Source organism: Clostridium celatum (genome assembly GCF_021412605.1).
Classification (GTDB): Bacteria; Bacillota; Clostridia; order Clostridiales; family Clostridiaceae; genus Clostridium; species Clostridium celatum.
Map to the genome: position 1 here is coordinate 1 of NZ_JAJKGM010000022.1, position 14,101 is coordinate 14,101.

Consider the following 14,101-nt stretch of genomic DNA (forward strand, 5'->3'; position numbering starts at 1 on the left):
CTTTCTACTGCATATGCTCTAAATTTAATTTCTCTCATTTTTCTCCTCCTTATTTAATGAACAATAATTTCAAATTGTTATTTAAAAAATTACAACTTTGCCTTTACTTCTTTTATTATTAATCATTAATAATGTATACCCTATAATGTCCTTAAGCGTGTCCTCAACGCTTTCATCAATTTCTGGAGCATCTTTCTTGCTTAAACTCTTTAATCTACTTAACTTGTCCTCTATTCTTAAGAAATAAGCCGTATCTCCATATTCCTCTAATGTTTTATCAAAACTGTTTCCATAATCTCTATTCTTCTTTTCTACTAATTCTGCTACTTCTATAGCTATTTCCTTAATGCTCATTATTTTCTTTTTCCTCCTAACTATTTAAATAATTTGCTCGGTCGAAAGCTAGCATTGACCTAAGTGCTTCAATTCCTGCTCTTTCATTTCTTAATCTGTCTCTGCAAATATCTACTTCTATTTCTGCTATGTCTCTCTTATAACGTAAATCTGATAACTGTCCACGTGCTATGTCGTACACTAGGTTAGCTGGATAACTATTCCCTTTACCTCTTAACTCAACTTCTTTTATTGCTAATGCTTTTCTATAATCTCTTTCAGCTACTGCTAATGCATATCCACGCTTCCTTAACTCTATAGTTAGAGAGTCTAAAGTTTTCTTAGACTTCTCCAACAATTCTAACTTCTCTGCTATATCCATATTAATTTTCCCTGAAAGTAAAGACTGCTTCTAATTCAGCTATTTCTCTTTCAAATCTTTCAATTTCTCGTTTTTTATATTCCTCTACTGCTGCTAAATCCTTAAAATTCAAACCTTCTCTTGTAACTCCATTTTCATCTGCAATATATTTTCCAAATTCTCCTTCTAATTCTCTACTAACTACTTTTACAATTTCTTTAACAACCTTTAAATTACCCATATCTTTCTTTTCCTCTTTAACCTCTTCTTTTATATCGTTGTATTCAACGTTTATAGCCTCATTATCGGCTTTTTCCTCACTCTTATTACTAACTATTTCACTTGTATCTTTCTTTGCTTTACGCCCCTGTTTTTTAACATTATCATTGCCAACATAAGGAACGTTTGAATAATCCTCATACTTAGGTTTCATAAATTCTTCTTTAGCAATTATATACATACCCCTTATATCATTTTCAGATATTTTGGGATATTCAATTTTGATTAAATTTATAATTCCTTCTGATTTTTGATTGTTTTCTAAATGCCCTATAATGCTTTTTATAACCTCTGTTTCAATCTCCTTAATATATAACTTGTATTTTTCATAAGTTCTCTTATAAACATTGTTAGCTTCTGGTGTTGTTAACCCTACTTTTTCTTTGTAATCAGACATCAAATTTTTAACTATCTGTCCTCTACTCTTTCCTTCAATAATTAAACTTTCCACCTTTGATATAACTTCTTTTTCTAATTCTTGTAACATTTTTAATCTTTTCTCCTTCCCAATTTTACTTGTAACAAATCTATATTCTGCATAATACTTTCCAAAAGCTGTATTGAAATCAAATGTTTCCTTCCAACTCATATCAGTTCTTTCAATTAGAACACCTGTTAATATCTTGTCCACTGCTTCAATACACTCTATTTCTGCATCTACTTTTACTTCTCTTAGCATTGTATCTATAACTGCTTTTTGCCAAGGAAGCAAATTATCTAGCCATTTAGATTGAGAATTGAATTGAGCTGCTTCTTTACTCTGTTCTCTTTCTAGTTGCCTTCTTTGTTTCCTATTCATTAATTCAAACTCCTGCATCCTCTATTTTTAACACTTCTTCTTTTAGCTGAACTCTTTATTACGCTCTCAATCTTTAATGCTTTAACATCATATGCAGCTTTCTTTCTAATAGCTTGTCTCCTTTTGATATCTCTTATAGTTTGTTCGGCCCTTTCCTTATTGCTCATATCTTCCCAAGCTTTTCCCAACTTATATCACCCCTTTTAATTTAATCCAATCACTTCCATATCTTATTTCAACTCTTTTATTAGATTCTTCTAAAATAGCTCCTCTATTAAAACTTTCTTTATAACATGTCTCATCATACTTAACACCAATTAAATGATCTGTTGCATATTCTATTATTCCTCTTCTATAACTCACTACTTGTCCTAATGAATTAAGTTTTCCTATTCTAACTCTTACGCCTACTATATCTTTTAACTTAATCTTCTCCATGTTCTACCTCATATAACTCAACCTTCACCAAAGGTCTCTCTGCATAATATTTTTCTATTTGTAACTTAACTATCTGACTATCATCTTTATAAGCTAATCCATTTAAACTATCTAAAACAATCTTAGCAATGTTATCTAGGTCAGGTTTTTTAGTTGGTCTTAACTTTCCATGATAAACCTTTTCTCTATTAGATTTACTCATGCTTTTAGGTATTCCGTAGTAGCATGTAATTCTTGCTTCAACTTCTTTTTCTGTATACTTGTCACCAACTAATGCTTGATATTGCATCTTAACTAAATTTTCATAATTAATAGTATCTCCTGGTGTATAAGTTCTACCTGTTTTTGTATTAAATCTCGGTCTACCTTTACCTTTTGGTTCACCTGGAACTATAAATGCTACTCTAAATCTCTCCATTATTTCCTCCTAATTATTAAATTGAATCTGACTATTAGCACCAGTAATCATGTATCCTAGTTCTTTACTAGGCTCCCACTTCTCAATGTACTTAATTGCATCTTCATAATCTTTCTTAGCTGTATCTTTATAACTTGATACATGGAATACTTGCTTGTACCTCTTCCAAAGGTTAGAGAACACTTTCTTACTAAGTTCTCTATATGCTGGAGTATCTTTTCCGCCTAAAACTTGTACCATTCTTTCCTTAGCAATTCTATTAATTACTTCCTGTTGACCGTAATCAATTGTCATACTATTACTTAGAACCTCAATCTTTTCATCTACCTCTTCGAATCTTTTATCATGTTCTTTTAATACATCATATTGAAGTTGTAGCAATTCCATCGGTGACATTGGTTTATTTTGATATGCTCCTGTTTTTCTTATAGATGGTAATACCTCTGATGTTACCCATCTTTTAAACTTTTTAGCATTTGGCATATCACTTCTAAGTATTAATGAATAAAATCCACTTTCGTTTATTAACCATCCACCTTTAGTTCCAAAATCATTTAAGCCTAATGTTTGCAAATCGTGATACGCTATTTGCTTTTTATCCTCTTCATCTACATGAGTTTTTAATGCATCACTTGGATTTGAATATCTTAAAACTTCTGCTACATCCTTACCAACTAACCAACCTTCTCCATTAATCTCTACTGCTCTTACTTCAAGTTCTAATTCTTTATTAACAAATAATTGAACATCTTTTCTTCTATGCTTTTCAATTTTACTTTCCATTTCTACCTCTCCTTTTATGAAATTGAGTTTCATATGAGAATGAACACTTAAAACCATGCTGCATTAACTGTCCATTCTCCCCCTATTCTATTTACTTATATTACTTGCACATTTGCTGCAAATTTTATTTCCCATATATTCCTTTAAGTCGTTAATTTCTCTACAAAAGATACATCCTTGTTTATACTTGCTAAGTATTATATTTTCACCTTCAATAAATATTTCTAACGTGTCCCCTTTACCGGTTTTAGGATCTAATTCTTTAAGATTTAAATTCCTTCTTAATTCTATTGGAATAACTATTCTTCCTAACTGATCTATTGGTCTTACAACTCCTGTTGATTTCATTTATTATCCCTCCATATATTCACTTACTATATAATTTTCAAATACTGAAATTCTTCCTTTTCTTAATTTAAGTTCTTTTACTAACTTAATTTTCTCTTTGAAGTTTTTAAAAGGTATTACTTCTACTACTCTCATTTCAAATTCCTCCAAAGATTTATTCTTCACTTTGAATAACATCTAAAACTTTAACTGTATCATAGCTATCTGCATACCATTTACCGAAGTTCTCAAAAGTGTAAAATATTAATCCTTGCTTTTTACCATTGTCCTTATCAATAAAATCTACCTGAATTTCAACTAATCCTTCTGCTAAATTTCTAACCTCTTCTAATCTTGACATACTAATCACTCCTTAATGAAAATATTAATAATCTTTTTTTCTTTCCATCCTCTGTTTACTAGTTTTTTATTATGTCTCATATTAAGTTGCTCTATATTAAACTTCTCTTTAGTTAATAAAACCAATGCTCTAATAGATACTTGAAGCAAATCAAAAATCTCTTCCGCTATATGCGCTCTATCTGCCTCTCTAATCGCTTCCTGTACCTCCAGGTATTCTTCTTCAAGTTTGTTAGAAATCTTCTCCCATGAGTCGTTATCGTTACTCTCCGATGTCTTTATATTCCTATCAAGTATCATTAACCTTAACTTCATAACTAAATTCCCTTGACTTGCCCTATATAAACTGACAATTTAACACTTTCTTTCGCAGGCATTCCTGTTTCATTTAACATTGCTGCTAATTCTGCTAAATCATTAACTCTTCTATTTCTTCTTAAGTTCCTTATTATCTCTTCCAACTTTGCTATTCTATACTCTTTAGCTTTAACTACTTGCTTAAGATATATATTTTCAACTACTGGATCCTTAAGTATTTCTTTTAAAACCTCTTTATCTAGTTCTTCACTTGCTTCAATTGTTTCTTTTGCATTTAATCCTAAATTATCAATGCAATAATACATCTTATCTTTATCCACTTTTCCATCCCCCTTTTTTTGAATTGCGAATTAATGCTAATCCACATAACCTAAAGCGTCTAACTTCTCTTTTATTTCTTTTTTATATTTTTCTCTAATCTCAATTATCTGTTCATCTGTGTAATCTTCTCTGTTACCACAAACATACTTTTTAAACCTAAGATTATATACAAATACATTTATTGAAAAACAATTCATACAATACACCCCTCCTTTAATTCACAATAATTTCAAACTATCCTATCAACTTCTTAAGTAATTCAGTTTTTTCTTTACTCTTTTGAACTCTAATGCTCTTACCATCATTCATTACAGGAGTGCACATCTCCATTAATCTGTCATAAGTCCTCTTTTGATACATATCCTTTAAATCCTTAAGGTTAATATTCGTTGTAATAATTGTTGGTAATCCATTCCTATATCTGCTATCCATAATGTTATATATCTTAGCTGAACTCCACTCATTTTTTTGTTCTGTTCCCAAATCATCTATTATTAATAAATCCGCATTAGATAAGCTCTTTAGTACAGTTTCTTCTCCCTCTTTACCATAAGAAGAATATGTCTCCTTTATTCTTTCAAGCATTTTATTAATACTTACACAAATCGTTGGTATCCCTCTTAGCATTAAATAATTAGCTATACATGATACTGCATGAGTTTTTCCATTACCTGGCTCTCCATAAAGCATTAATCCTAAATTATCTTCTTTAGCACTCTTAAAATTCTTAGCATATCCAATGCAAATATTAAAAACTTTTTCCGAACCTCTGCTATGATCCCAAGTTTCAAATGTACATCTTTTAAATTTTTCATCCATTAATGAGTTTTTAAATATAGTATCGAGTCTTATTTGCTTTTCCTTATTTTCATCTTCAATAGCCTTTTTCTCTAATTCAGCTTTTCTACAACTGCATACTATAGGAACTCGTCTTATCTTATTAAGTATTTCAATATCCTTCTGTAGTGCCTCTCCACAGTTAGGACAAGTTTCTAAAGGTTGTCTACAATCCAATTCCTTGCTCTCTAAGTTCTGCTCCAAGGTCTTGCTTATTGTTACTGGTATTCCCATTTATATCCTTCCTTCCATTTGAGGTCCAGTTTTGTAATATTCCTAGAACATATTTGTAATTATTAATCTTCCCTCTATTCATCGCTTCAGTTGCTGCATCCATTAACCATTGTTTATTATAAATTTCTATATCACTTGCTATTTGCTCCATTAACATTGCAGTTACCATAAATCCACATTTTTCAAAATGTTTGAATACATCTAAATTTCCTTTAAGACTACTACTATTATCTATAGTAGTTGTTGTTTTGGATTTAGGATTATGGTTTATGGTTTTTGGATTATGGTTTATGGTTTTGTCCGCCTCTCGTTCACTAGTCGTTGACGTATCGTCCGACGTATCGTTATTTAATTTGGACAAGTAATCTTCTATAAAGCTCTTAATAGCTGGATGTTTAATATGGACAACTATTTCTTCAATTAAACTAATATCATTAATTTTGGACAAGTCTTTCTTTATACAGTCAAGCATTGGCTTGCCTCCTCGATTTAAATTGTACTTGCCATAATGGACAATACATAATTCCTTTGTGTTCTCATTATATTTAATTAATTTATGATAATTTATAAATCTATCCATTAAACTATTTATAGATTCAATGCTATATCCTAAATCAAAAGCCATTTGTTTTTTTACTATCCTATAAACTCCTATCATATTGGTACATGGATTAGTTAATAAGTATAAATAAAAATATTTATCTTCTGGTGTCATTTCCTCCATTACCTTAGGATCTTGCCAAAACTCTGTGTATACTAATCTGAATGGCATTTATCTTCCTCCTATCTAGCAAGGAGCCTAAGCTCCAAGCTTTAATTAAATGGTGTGTCTGCAAACATATCTTCTTGATTAACTTTAGATTCATCTACTATATAATTTGCATCTACTACTGGTTCATCATTATGAATAGGTGCTGCATCAACATCTACATAATTAAAGTTGCTTACCTTTTCTTCTTTTGCCTCTGCTTTATAATCAAGATCTAATGCTTTAGCCATCTCTACACTCTTTGGTGCAAACTTAAGAACATCAATTAATACTGTTTTCTTAGCCATGCTATCAAAATTCTTTGCCCAAACTGAATTCTTATTTACTTTTCCTTGATACATATAGTTTTTACTAAACTCTTTAGCATGTTGTTCAACTCTTTCTTTGGACCATACAACAAAATCAAATCCACCATTTTTAAGTTTATATACTGCATAATAATGAGTTATTTCTTCACTAGGTACATCAGCAGGCTTATGAATTAAATTCTTATGAAGTCCATATTCATAACTAAACTCATCACCTTTTCTTACTTCATGAGCATATATAGCTTCATATTCTCCAGTATTAAAGGCCATTTTTAAGATACCTTTATATCCAACTTGAAAATTAACTTCTGTAATTCCTTGCTTATTATTTTTATATGGTATAACATATGCTTCACCAAGTACTGTATTTGGTTCTAATCCACATTGAGCACTTTGCATTAATGCACTTAAGAAACTTGTAGGTGACGCTTCCCAAAATTGTGGATTTCCATTAAATAAACTTAATGCTATTCTTGAAAATCTTTCAGGTGTCATTGTATTTCCAACCGCCTTTTTAATTTCAGGTAGCATTTGTTTTAACATTCCAGCCATTTGTTTTTGAGGTGTTATTTCCTTAGTTTCATTTTTTTTGTTTGCAACTAATCCTCCATTTACATTTGCCATTTACATCAATCCTTTCTATTTACATTTAGTAATTCTCATGTTTACATATTCTGTTGTTCCGTTAAGTATTGCCTTATAAGTCTCTGGATACTTTTCCTTAAACAACTTATTATCTAGCTTATCTTTAGTAACAACATATCTAGTAACCTTATATGAACCATCAGTAGCTTTTTTGTTATTACCCATTTCAAGGAATATTTCTTGCTTTAATCTTTCCTTTTCTTTCTCTAGTTCTTTAATCTTTTCAGACACTTCGTTGTATTCAGTTAACTTGTTATCAGTTATGTCAACTTCTGCTCCATCTTCAAGTATTTGATTTTCAAGTATTTGATCAGTTTCTTTTTTCACTCCTACTGGACAAGGTGGAACTTTAGGTATTATATGATTCTCCCAAAAATCTTTTCCTATCTCTCTTAAAGCTTCTATATCATCATCACATCTAGGAATAACCTTCCATTTAACCTCTTTACCTAAAAGGTAAATAATTAAAAAATATTTTAATCCTGTGATTCCCATATACCATTGACACTGACAATAATATGATGATGGAACTTCTTCACCTGCCCACATCTTTTTCATAAACTCTGATCCAGTTTTTATTTCTAATCCAAACATTTCACCCTTAGGAATAAATTTAATTTCTGCAGTATCTCTATTCTCCCAGTAAATATAATCCTCTTCTAATATTCCAATTCCATCAATATTAGCTGAAAAATATTCAAATTCCTTATCTACCATTGTGAATGGATATTCATATGTCTTAAGGACTATATCAGTAGCTTTCTTAAAATCATCTTGAATCCAATCTCTAATAAGTGGCTCCATACGAGTTCCAAACTCTGTATGAATATTCCCTTTAAACTTTTTAACTAATCCTAACTTTTCATTGAATATAGTTAATGCTGTACCATAAGCACTAAATCCCGCTATAGCTCCAATCTCACTTCCACCAATAGAATTACATCTAAGAGATAACCATTTAGTTCTTTCTTCACTATCCTCTCTAGTATCAAAAACTACTTTTGCATTTTTAAATAATTCTTTATCTTCTATGAAATCAACCATTTAAACCACTTCTCCTATCTTTTCGATTTCAACTTCATTGCTTTCAGTATCTGTTACTTGAGTTACAAAGTATTGATATTCATCTGTTGTCATTTCTTCAAGTAATTCATTTTGAGACTTTTCATTAATCTTTTCCCAACCATCTAGACAAATTAATTTAAGTAATCCTGCTTGAGCTTTAGCTACTTTCATTGCTAATCTAAGCTTTTCACCTGAACTTAGTCCATCTATTAAAACACCATTAATTCTTACTCTTCCATCTACATCAACTGAAATTCCATCTATAGGCATTTTAGCAGTCTTAAGTAATTCTCCTGGTAAATTTCTAGCCTTTTCTATTTTTGATGTTAATTCGCTAGAATAAGCTTGTTTAGAAGCTAATATTCCATCTCTAATTTCAATGATTCTATCCCAATCTCTTAGATAACCAACCATTTCTGCTACATAATCTGCTTCAGCTTGTAATGGCTCAATATCTACTTGAGTATTTTCTTTTAAGTAAGATGATGCCTTACCTATTCTGATTTCCTCTTTTTCAATCTCATTAGCTACCTTTTCATCTACTGCTACCTTTTCAGCTTCTTCCTTTTCATCTAAACTTCTAAGTTCTTGTTCTTTGGTTGCTATTTTATTATTGTTTATAGCTATAATATCTTTTTGTTCTTCTACTGCTGCTAATAATTCTCTTTTCTTTTCATCTTTTAAAACAGAATACTTTTGTAATAATGCTTGATATTCTGATTCAAGTTGATTATCTAGCTTATTTAATTCATTTTCTAAAGTATTATTAGAATTATCTATAAAGTTATTTGCTCTCTCAATTTTGCTATTAGATAAAGCTATAATGTCATTTATATCTTCTCTATGCTCTTTATAAGTTAAAGTAATATTAGCTTTTTGTTTTTCTCCTCTAGCCTTAATAGCTTCAACCTTATCATTAAAACTTTCTTGAAGTCCCTTAGCCATATCAATTAATCTATTTATTTCTTGAGCTTCACTTACTTTTGCATAATATTCTTGAACTTTTACTTCTCTCCAAGCTTCTCCATCATATTCTGCTGGTAATTCTTCATATAGCGCATTGATACGTGCATTTAGCTCCTTAACTTCTCTATTGACTTCTTCACGTATTTTATAGTATTTTTGTTCTATACTCTTAAGAATAAGTAGTATATGTTGTGAGTAGTCGATATCGTCCACTAGGTCGCCAAACCAATTTACGATATCCTGCTCGCTCCAATTTATCTCTAACATACTAAGCAAAGATTTTGTTTGCTCTTTAACTGAAAGATTTACCCAGTCTAAAGGTCTGAATATATTTCCATTAACTAATGTTCTTAAAAACTTTTCTGTACTTGGTACACCTTCATCTGATTTTCTAACCTTAAGATAATCACCCTTTTCAGTTCTTAATCTTCTATCAATTTCTAATCCATCATTAAGTTCAACAAATAATGTTGCTTCCTCTTCTCCGTGCTTAATAACTTCAGTTCTTCTGCTTTTATTTGTAAAAGTTTTTTCTATAGCTTCAATTACTGAGGTTTTCCCACTTCCCATGGGTCCTTTGAAAATATTAACTTTTCCTGGTGATAACTCTAATTCATCTACACCTAAAAATGAATTTACTTTTAAAAATGAAATTTTAGACATTCAGATTCTCCTTTACTCCATAAATTTTTTAAATATTTTTGTAAATATAGCCTTATCATCTGTTAATGCAGTAATAATAGCCATAATTGCAATAACTGTAACTAAACACGCTCCATTGATATATGCGAACTTTAATGTTCCAATCCATATAACATACAACTTATACATTAAACTCATAATTATCCCCCTATACTTTGCATTAATGATCCAAGTGAGTTTTGAGTTTCTACTACACTCCAGTATTGACTCGAACTCTCTGCATTCTCTTTAAACTTTGATAATAAATCATAAAGTTCATTAGATTTTTCTAATATCTCTTCTTCCATAATTAATCACCTCCTTTACAGTAGTTAATTATGTTAAGTTACATTCCTACGATTTTTGCACTTTCTGAAAGTATCTTAGATAATACTGCCTTTAATTTTTCATTCTCTGCTTTAAGCTTTTCTAGTTCTCCCTCTAATCTTCTTCTTTCTATAGGCGAAAACTGATGTAAATCCTTTATACCCTCTAAAGATTGAATATGCTCTATAGAATATCTAGGTAATGGTAATCCATCTACTCTTTGAATTATTCTTTCATTTTCCCAGTTAGCTATAGTTCTTACATCTACATTCCATCTTTCTGCTAATTCTGCTCTAGTTAATACTGCTTTCATAACCTAATCTCCTTTCATTTAATTAAAGCTACTTAATTAAGATTTATATCTCTTATAGCTTTTAATTTCATATTCTTTATTAGTTAATATCGATGTGATTTTAAGTTTACACCTAGGGCACACAATATCGTATTTTAAATAACCCTTTAAGTTTAGTTTAAAAAGTAATTTATTACATTTGGGACATCTTATAATCACTGATAATTCCTCCAAACTTTTGATATTCACTCCCCCTTTTGTTATAACTTTTTACTTAAAGCCTCTGACTCTATTTCCCTTTTTACTTCATCTAAAATTTTAATAGCAGCAAAAATAGTTACATCTCCTTCTTTTAGAACAGTTATTATTTCTCCCTTTAAACTTTCCCATTTTTTACAATTCATTAAATCTCTCCTAATAAAACATTGATAATTGTTGAGTAGGTCTATCTAATTTAATAACTCTTATACTTTCATCAATTATGTGCAACGAATCCCTTAAATCCTCAACAGAGATATCCTCCCATTTAGTTGCTCCTAATTTTAAAAGAACTCTTTGCTTCACTAGTTCATACTCATCATTAACCTTAGTAATTCCTAAGCGTTTCTTTATATAGCTACTTATATTATTCTTTTCAAGTGATGATGGTCTATAATAATCAGAACACTTATCTTCAATTTCCTTTATCTTTATAGATACTATTTCATTTATTTCACTTCTCATAAGTTGGAACATTTTTTCTTGAGCTTTAAGCTCCCTCATATAACTTCCCGTTTTTCTTATAGATGGTAATACCTCTGATGTTACCCACCTTTTAAACTCTTTTGCTTTTGGCATATCGCTTCTTAATATTAATGAATAAAATCCACTTTCGTTAATTACTACTTTATTGGGATTTCCTTTTCCGTCGGAAATCACGACGGTATTCTTATCTTCCTTATCAACATGACGACTTATTGCATCTCTTGTATTTGAATAACCTAAAACCTCTGCTATATCCTTACCAACTAACCACCCTTCTCCATTAATCTCTACTACTCTTACTTCAAGTTCTAATTCTTTATTAACAAATAATTGAACACCGTCTTTTCTTCTATGCTTTTCAATTTTGTTTTCCATTTCTTCTCCTCCTTCTCTATTAATATATTTTTAAATTTAGGACAAACTATACTAAATAGCCTCAATATTTGTTGAGTTAAACTCAACACTAGAGTTAAAAAAAATTTCGTCTATCTCTATTGGTGTTAAATTAAGAGTTTTCTTTAATATTAAGATTTCACTCGCTTTAAATTCAATTACTCCATTTTCTTTTTTTGAATATGTAGTAACATCAATTTGTAAAAGTTTAGCAAGAACCTTTTGGGTTATTCCTACCCTAACTCTGTATGATTTTAAAAGTTGTGTTTTCAAATTCTCACCTCCTGTCATATTGAGTTAAACTCACCTTATATTTATATAATAATGAGTTATTCTCAACTTGTCAATACTTTTTCGAAAAAAAATTGAGCATATCTCAATTTTTATGTTTTTTCACTCAACATTTTATATAATAAATATAGTTGGAGGTAAAAGTAATGAGTACATTTGGATCTAGATTTAAAAGATTGAGACAACAACATAATTTAACACAAGATGCTGCTGCTAAAATATTTCATGTTGATAAATCCTCAATATCAAAATGGGAAAATAATAAAAACGGAGCTGATAATGAGGTTATTCAACAAATTGCAGACTACTTTAATGTATCTATTGATTATCTTCTTTGTAGAGATGAAAATCCTAATACTACATCATCTCCAGAAATGTTAACTAAAAAAGAAAAACTCGATATAGAAAAAGAGGCTTTACAAATGATGGAAAATATAGATAAAGCTAAAGTAGTTGAATTCTGTGGTAATCCTGCTGATGATGAAGATAAAGAATTTTTAAGATTAGCATATGAAAAATTTTTAAGTGATGTAAGGGTATATAACAAAATGAAGTATACCCCTCGAAAGTATAAAAAATAAAATATTTTATAGACTTTATTTTTTTATATTTAAATTGACAACAAGGTATATAAGCAAAACTAATACTATAAAAATAAAGGGTGAGAATTTATGAATATAGATGAAATCTTAGAAGAACATAAACGTATGGAATACAAAGAAAAGATTTGGAAAGAACATTCCAAACTAATAGATAAAGGATATGCTTTAGAAAAAAATGGTCAATTTAAAGAAGCATTAGAAATATACTTTGACCTTATATACAATCATAAGCCAATCGGCAGAACATTTTATAAACGCCCAGCAATACTACTTGAAAAACTAAAAGAATATGAAAAAGCTATAGAGGTTTGTGACTTAGTTTTAAACAACTTAAATAACTTCGAAAAAGTAGATCAAGAAATGGCTATTGAGGAATTTACAAAAAGAAAAGAAAGATTATTAAAAAAGTTATCTAAATCTGCTACAGAAAGCTCTAATAATATTATTAAAAAAAATGTATCTTATACTCCCAATATAATTAACGTAGAGGATACATTATCAAAAGAAATCGTTTATCCTGATTGGTATATAAGTATATCTTTTGGCGAATCTAAATCCCAAAGTTTTGCCCAAGCTGTTGCCTTAGCTCAAATGGCACCACAGTTTATAATTAATAATGTTGAAGGTAAAAAATTATATCAAGCTATTTATTCAGATAAACCTAGTGAATATCTTCAATTTATAAAATTATATGAATTGGTTAGTAATTGGAAGTCTTGCTTTGTTGTATTAAATGGTAAGATTATGGATAGAAAAATTATTGGTAAATTAAATTATTGCTATGGTGATAAATGCCGCTCTGGTAAATCAGATTTTTGTTATGGCGCTAGTGAAATGACTGAGAATCCATTTGGATGTCATAGACTGCAAATAAGTTCCTGTAACAATCCATGGACATCATTTGGTCAATATGATACCTCAGGCTTATTTCATATAGATAAAATAGCTATTAAAAATAGAATAATTGATTACTCTACCCCTTATTTAGACTGTCCATGTTTTTCTATGGATAAAATTTTAGAAGTTTTAGATAAATTACCAAGTAAAATAGATAAAACTAATAATCACTCTTATTCATCAAAAATGGGTTTAGATGATTTACTAAATGAATATTCGAAGAAAAGTCCTACTAAAAAAGAATTTGAAGTAAAACCAAAATCACTGATTGATATATTTAAATCTTTATTCAAAAAATAGGTTAATAGTATTA

At 29.7% G+C, this 14,101-nt stretch carries 26 protein-coding genes; 2 read left to right on the top strand and 24 right to left on the bottom strand.

The genetic code is table 11. The features are described 5' to 3' along the window. Window positions 1–81 precede the first annotated feature (81 nt). From LPC13_RS10180 to LPC13_RS10290, 24 genes are all read right to left on the bottom strand, one after another. Window positions 82–354, bottom strand: coding sequence for a nucleotide modification associated domain-containing protein (locus LPC13_RS10180; protein WP_005215029.1), 273 nt, complete (start codon window positions 352–354; stop codon window positions 82–84). Window positions 355–370: 16 nt separating this feature from the next. After that, window positions 371–715 carry a hypothetical protein gene (locus tag LPC13_RS10185; protein ID WP_005215016.1) on the bottom strand — a complete coding sequence of 115 codons (345 nt, stop codon included), beginning with the start codon at window positions 713–715 and terminating at the stop codon, window positions 371–373. A gap of 1 nt (window position 716) precedes the next feature. Further along, window positions 717–1,772 (bottom strand): hypothetical protein, encoded by a 1,056-nt coding sequence (locus tag LPC13_RS10190; RefSeq protein ID WP_234088779.1) that lies wholly within the window; start codon window positions 1,770–1,772, stop codon window positions 717–719. After that, entirely contained in the window at window positions 1,772–1,960 is a 189-nt protein-coding gene (locus LPC13_RS10195; protein ID WP_005215005.1) for a hypothetical protein, read from the bottom strand. Before LPC13_RS10195 ends, LPC13_RS10190 begins: the two co-directional genes overlap by 1 nt. Window position 1,961: 1 nt before the next feature. Then, window positions 1,962–2,210, bottom strand: coding sequence for a hypothetical protein (locus LPC13_RS10200; RefSeq protein WP_005215002.1), 249 nt, complete (start codon window positions 2,208–2,210; stop codon window positions 1,962–1,964). Then, the gene (locus LPC13_RS10205) at window positions 2,197–2,628 is read right to left on the bottom strand and encodes a RusA family crossover junction endodeoxyribonuclease (protein WP_005215000.1); all 432 of its coding nucleotides are present in this window, start codon (window positions 2,626–2,628) and stop codon (window positions 2,197–2,199) included. Before LPC13_RS10205 ends, LPC13_RS10200 begins: the two co-directional genes overlap by 14 nt. 9 nt (window positions 2,629–2,637) lie before the next feature. Continuing rightward, window positions 2,638–3,411, bottom strand: coding sequence for an ORF6C domain-containing protein (locus LPC13_RS10210; protein ID WP_234088780.1), 774 nt, complete (start codon window positions 3,409–3,411; stop codon window positions 2,638–2,640). A gap of 87 nt (window positions 3,412–3,498) precedes the next feature. Continuing rightward, window positions 3,499–3,759 carry an AbrB/MazE/SpoVT family DNA-binding domain-containing protein gene (locus LPC13_RS10215; protein WP_234088781.1) on the bottom strand — a complete coding sequence of 87 codons (261 nt, stop codon included), beginning with the start codon at window positions 3,757–3,759 and terminating at the stop codon, window positions 3,499–3,501. Window positions 3,760–3,762: 3 nt separating this feature from the next. Then, window positions 3,763–3,894 (bottom strand): hypothetical protein, encoded by a 132-nt coding sequence (locus LPC13_RS17010; RefSeq protein WP_267955967.1) that lies wholly within the window; start codon window positions 3,892–3,894, stop codon window positions 3,763–3,765. 19 nt (window positions 3,895–3,913) lie between these two features. Beyond that, entirely contained in the window at window positions 3,914–4,099 is a 186-nt protein-coding gene (locus LPC13_RS10220; protein ID WP_005214996.1) for a hypothetical protein, read from the bottom strand. 5 nt (window positions 4,100–4,104) lie between these two features. Continuing rightward, entirely contained in the window at window positions 4,105–4,413 is a 309-nt protein-coding gene (locus tag LPC13_RS10225; protein ID WP_234088782.1) for a MazG nucleotide pyrophosphohydrolase domain-containing protein, read from the bottom strand. Window positions 4,414–4,415: 2 nt separating this feature from the next. After that, the gene (locus LPC13_RS10230) at window positions 4,416–4,736 is read right to left on the bottom strand and encodes a Spo0E family sporulation regulatory protein-aspartic acid phosphatase (protein WP_195244996.1); all 321 of its coding nucleotides are present in this window, start codon (window positions 4,734–4,736) and stop codon (window positions 4,416–4,418) included. Window positions 4,737–4,772: 36 nt separating this feature from the next. Next, the gene (locus tag LPC13_RS10235) at window positions 4,773–4,934 is read right to left on the bottom strand and encodes a hypothetical protein (protein ID WP_234088783.1); all 162 of its coding nucleotides are present in this window, start codon (window positions 4,932–4,934) and stop codon (window positions 4,773–4,775) included. Window positions 4,935–4,971: 37 nt separating this feature from the next. After that, window positions 4,972–5,808 carry an ATP-binding protein gene (locus LPC13_RS10240; protein ID WP_234088784.1) on the bottom strand — a complete coding sequence of 279 codons (837 nt, stop codon included), beginning with the start codon at window positions 5,806–5,808 and terminating at the stop codon, window positions 4,972–4,974. Further along, window positions 5,741–6,580 carry a DnaD domain-containing protein gene (locus LPC13_RS10245; RefSeq protein WP_234088785.1) on the bottom strand — a complete coding sequence of 280 codons (840 nt, stop codon included), beginning with the start codon at window positions 6,578–6,580 and terminating at the stop codon, window positions 5,741–5,743. The genes LPC13_RS10240 and LPC13_RS10245 overlap by 68 nt, the downstream gene beginning before the upstream one ends. 41 nt (window positions 6,581–6,621) lie before the next feature. Then, complete coding sequence (locus LPC13_RS10250) at window positions 6,622–7,509, bottom strand: recombinase RecT (RefSeq protein ID WP_234088786.1); 888 nt, start codon at window positions 7,507–7,509, stop codon at window positions 6,622–6,624. Window positions 7,510–7,524: 15 nt separating this feature from the next. Then, the gene (locus LPC13_RS10255; protein WP_234088787.1) at window positions 7,525–8,574 is read right to left on the bottom strand and encodes a YqaJ viral recombinase family nuclease; all 1,050 of its coding nucleotides are present in this window, start codon (window positions 8,572–8,574) and stop codon (window positions 7,525–7,527) included. Then, window positions 8,575–10,224, bottom strand: coding sequence for an AAA family ATPase (locus LPC13_RS10260; RefSeq protein ID WP_234088788.1), 1,650 nt, complete (start codon window positions 10,222–10,224; stop codon window positions 8,575–8,577). A 12-nt stretch (window positions 10,225–10,236) separates the two neighbouring features. Continuing rightward, on the bottom strand, window positions 10,237–10,401 hold the full coding sequence (locus tag LPC13_RS10265; protein WP_005214975.1) for a hypothetical protein: 165 nt from the start codon (window positions 10,399–10,401) through the stop codon (window positions 10,237–10,239). Window positions 10,402–10,403: 2 nt separating this feature from the next. Continuing rightward, on the bottom strand, window positions 10,404–10,550 hold the full coding sequence (locus LPC13_RS10270) for a hypothetical protein (protein ID WP_005214973.1): 147 nt from the start codon (window positions 10,548–10,550) through the stop codon (window positions 10,404–10,406). Between the two features lie 38 nt (window positions 10,551–10,588). Beyond that, window positions 10,589–10,882, bottom strand: coding sequence for a hypothetical protein (locus LPC13_RS10275; protein WP_005214971.1), 294 nt, complete (start codon window positions 10,880–10,882; stop codon window positions 10,589–10,591). A gap of 239 nt (window positions 10,883–11,121) precedes the next feature. Beyond that, window positions 11,122–11,265, bottom strand: coding sequence for a hypothetical protein (locus LPC13_RS10280; protein ID WP_234088789.1), 144 nt, complete (start codon window positions 11,263–11,265; stop codon window positions 11,122–11,124). A gap of 10 nt (window positions 11,266–11,275) precedes the next feature. Beyond that, window positions 11,276–11,980: a BRO-N domain-containing protein gene (locus LPC13_RS10285; RefSeq protein ID WP_234088790.1), complete on the bottom strand. Its 705-nt coding sequence runs from the start codon at window positions 11,978–11,980 to the stop codon at window positions 11,276–11,278. Window positions 11,981–12,031: 51 nt separating this feature from the next. After that, complete coding sequence (locus LPC13_RS10290) at window positions 12,032–12,271, bottom strand: helix-turn-helix transcriptional regulator (protein ID WP_234088791.1); 240 nt, start codon at window positions 12,269–12,271, stop codon at window positions 12,032–12,034. Between the two features lie 164 nt (window positions 12,272–12,435). On the opposite strand from LPC13_RS10290, the gene LPC13_RS10295 reads away from it, so the two are divergent. Both LPC13_RS10295 and LPC13_RS10300 read left to right on the top strand, forming a co-directional pair. Then, window positions 12,436–12,870, top strand: coding sequence for a helix-turn-helix domain-containing protein (locus tag LPC13_RS10295; RefSeq protein ID WP_234088792.1), 435 nt, complete (start codon window positions 12,436–12,438; stop codon window positions 12,868–12,870). 90 nt (window positions 12,871–12,960) lie between these two features. Next, window positions 12,961–14,088: a hypothetical protein gene (locus LPC13_RS10300; protein ID WP_234088793.1), complete on the top strand. Its 1,128-nt coding sequence runs from the start codon at window positions 12,961–12,963 to the stop codon at window positions 14,086–14,088. Window positions 14,089–14,101: the final 13 nt, after the last annotated feature.

What these genes read in the sequence shown, in the direction of transcription:
- LPC13_RS10275 (WP_005214971.1), bottom strand. Translation starts at nt 10,882, where the DNA reads ATGAAAGCAGTATTAACTAGAGCAGAATTAGCAGAAAGATGGAATGTA.
- LPC13_RS10215 (WP_234088781.1), bottom strand. Translation starts at nt 3,759, where the DNA reads ATGAAATCAACAGGAGTTGTAAGACCAATAGATCAGTTAGGAAGAATA.
- LPC13_RS10300 (WP_234088793.1), top strand. Translation starts at nt 12,961, where the DNA reads ATGAATATAGATGAAATCTTAGAAGAACATAAACGTATGGAATACAAA.
- LPC13_RS17010 (WP_267955967.1), bottom strand. Translation starts at nt 3,894, where the DNA reads ATGAGAGTAGTAGAAGTAATACCTTTTAAAAACTTCAAAGAGAAAATT.
- LPC13_RS10200 (WP_005215002.1), bottom strand. Translation starts at nt 2,210, where the DNA reads ATGGAGAAGATTAAGTTAAAAGATATAGTAGGCGTAAGAGTTAGAATA.
- LPC13_RS10280 (WP_234088789.1), bottom strand. Translation starts at nt 11,265, where the DNA reads ATGAATTGTAAAAAATGGGAAAGTTTAAAGGGAGAAATAATAACTGTT.
- LPC13_RS10235 (WP_234088783.1), bottom strand. Translation starts at nt 4,934, where the DNA reads ATGAATTGTTTTTCAATAAATGTATTTGTATATAATCTTAGGTTTAAA.
- LPC13_RS10270 (WP_005214973.1), bottom strand. Translation starts at nt 10,550, where the DNA reads ATGGAAGAAGAGATATTAGAAAAATCTAATGAACTTTATGATTTATTA.
- LPC13_RS10185 (WP_005215016.1), bottom strand. Translation starts at nt 715, where the DNA reads ATGGATATAGCAGAGAAGTTAGAATTGTTGGAGAAGTCTAAGAAAACT.
- LPC13_RS10210 (WP_234088780.1), bottom strand. Translation starts at nt 3,411, where the DNA reads ATGGAAAGTAAAATTGAAAAGCATAGAAGAAAAGATGTTCAATTATTT.
- LPC13_RS10260 (WP_234088788.1), bottom strand. Translation starts at nt 10,224, where the DNA reads ATGTCTAAAATTTCATTTTTAAAAGTAAATTCATTTTTAGGTGTAGAT.
- LPC13_RS10180 (WP_005215029.1), bottom strand. Translation starts at nt 354, where the DNA reads ATGAGCATTAAGGAAATAGCTATAGAAGTAGCAGAATTAGTAGAAAAG.
- LPC13_RS10265 (WP_005214975.1), bottom strand. Translation starts at nt 10,401, where the DNA reads ATGAGTTTAATGTATAAGTTGTATGTTATATGGATTGGAACATTAAAG.
- LPC13_RS10240 (WP_234088784.1), bottom strand. Translation starts at nt 5,808, where the DNA reads ATGGGAATACCAGTAACAATAAGCAAGACCTTGGAGCAGAACTTAGAG.
- LPC13_RS10190 (WP_234088779.1), bottom strand. Translation starts at nt 1,772, where the DNA reads ATGAATAGGAAACAAAGAAGGCAACTAGAAAGAGAACAGAGTAAAGAA.
- LPC13_RS10250 (WP_234088786.1), bottom strand. Translation starts at nt 7,509, where the DNA reads ATGGCAAATGTAAATGGAGGATTAGTTGCAAACAAAAAAAATGAAACT.
- LPC13_RS10245 (WP_234088785.1), bottom strand. Translation starts at nt 6,580, where the DNA reads ATGCCATTCAGATTAGTATACACAGAGTTTTGGCAAGATCCTAAGGTA.
- LPC13_RS10255 (WP_234088787.1), bottom strand. Translation starts at nt 8,574, where the DNA reads ATGGTTGATTTCATAGAAGATAAAGAATTATTTAAAAATGCAAAAGTA.
- LPC13_RS10225 (WP_234088782.1), bottom strand. Translation starts at nt 4,413, where the DNA reads ATGAAGTTAAGGTTAATGATACTTGATAGGAATATAAAGACATCGGAG.
- LPC13_RS10295 (WP_234088792.1), top strand. Translation starts at nt 12,436, where the DNA reads ATGAGTACATTTGGATCTAGATTTAAAAGATTGAGACAACAACATAAT.
- LPC13_RS10285 (WP_234088790.1), bottom strand. Translation starts at nt 11,980, where the DNA reads ATGGAAAACAAAATTGAAAAGCATAGAAGAAAAGACGGTGTTCAATTA.
- LPC13_RS10220 (WP_005214996.1), bottom strand. Translation starts at nt 4,099, where the DNA reads ATGTCAAGATTAGAAGAGGTTAGAAATTTAGCAGAAGGATTAGTTGAA.
- LPC13_RS10205 (WP_005215000.1), bottom strand. Translation starts at nt 2,628, where the DNA reads ATGGAGAGATTTAGAGTAGCATTTATAGTTCCAGGTGAACCAAAAGGT.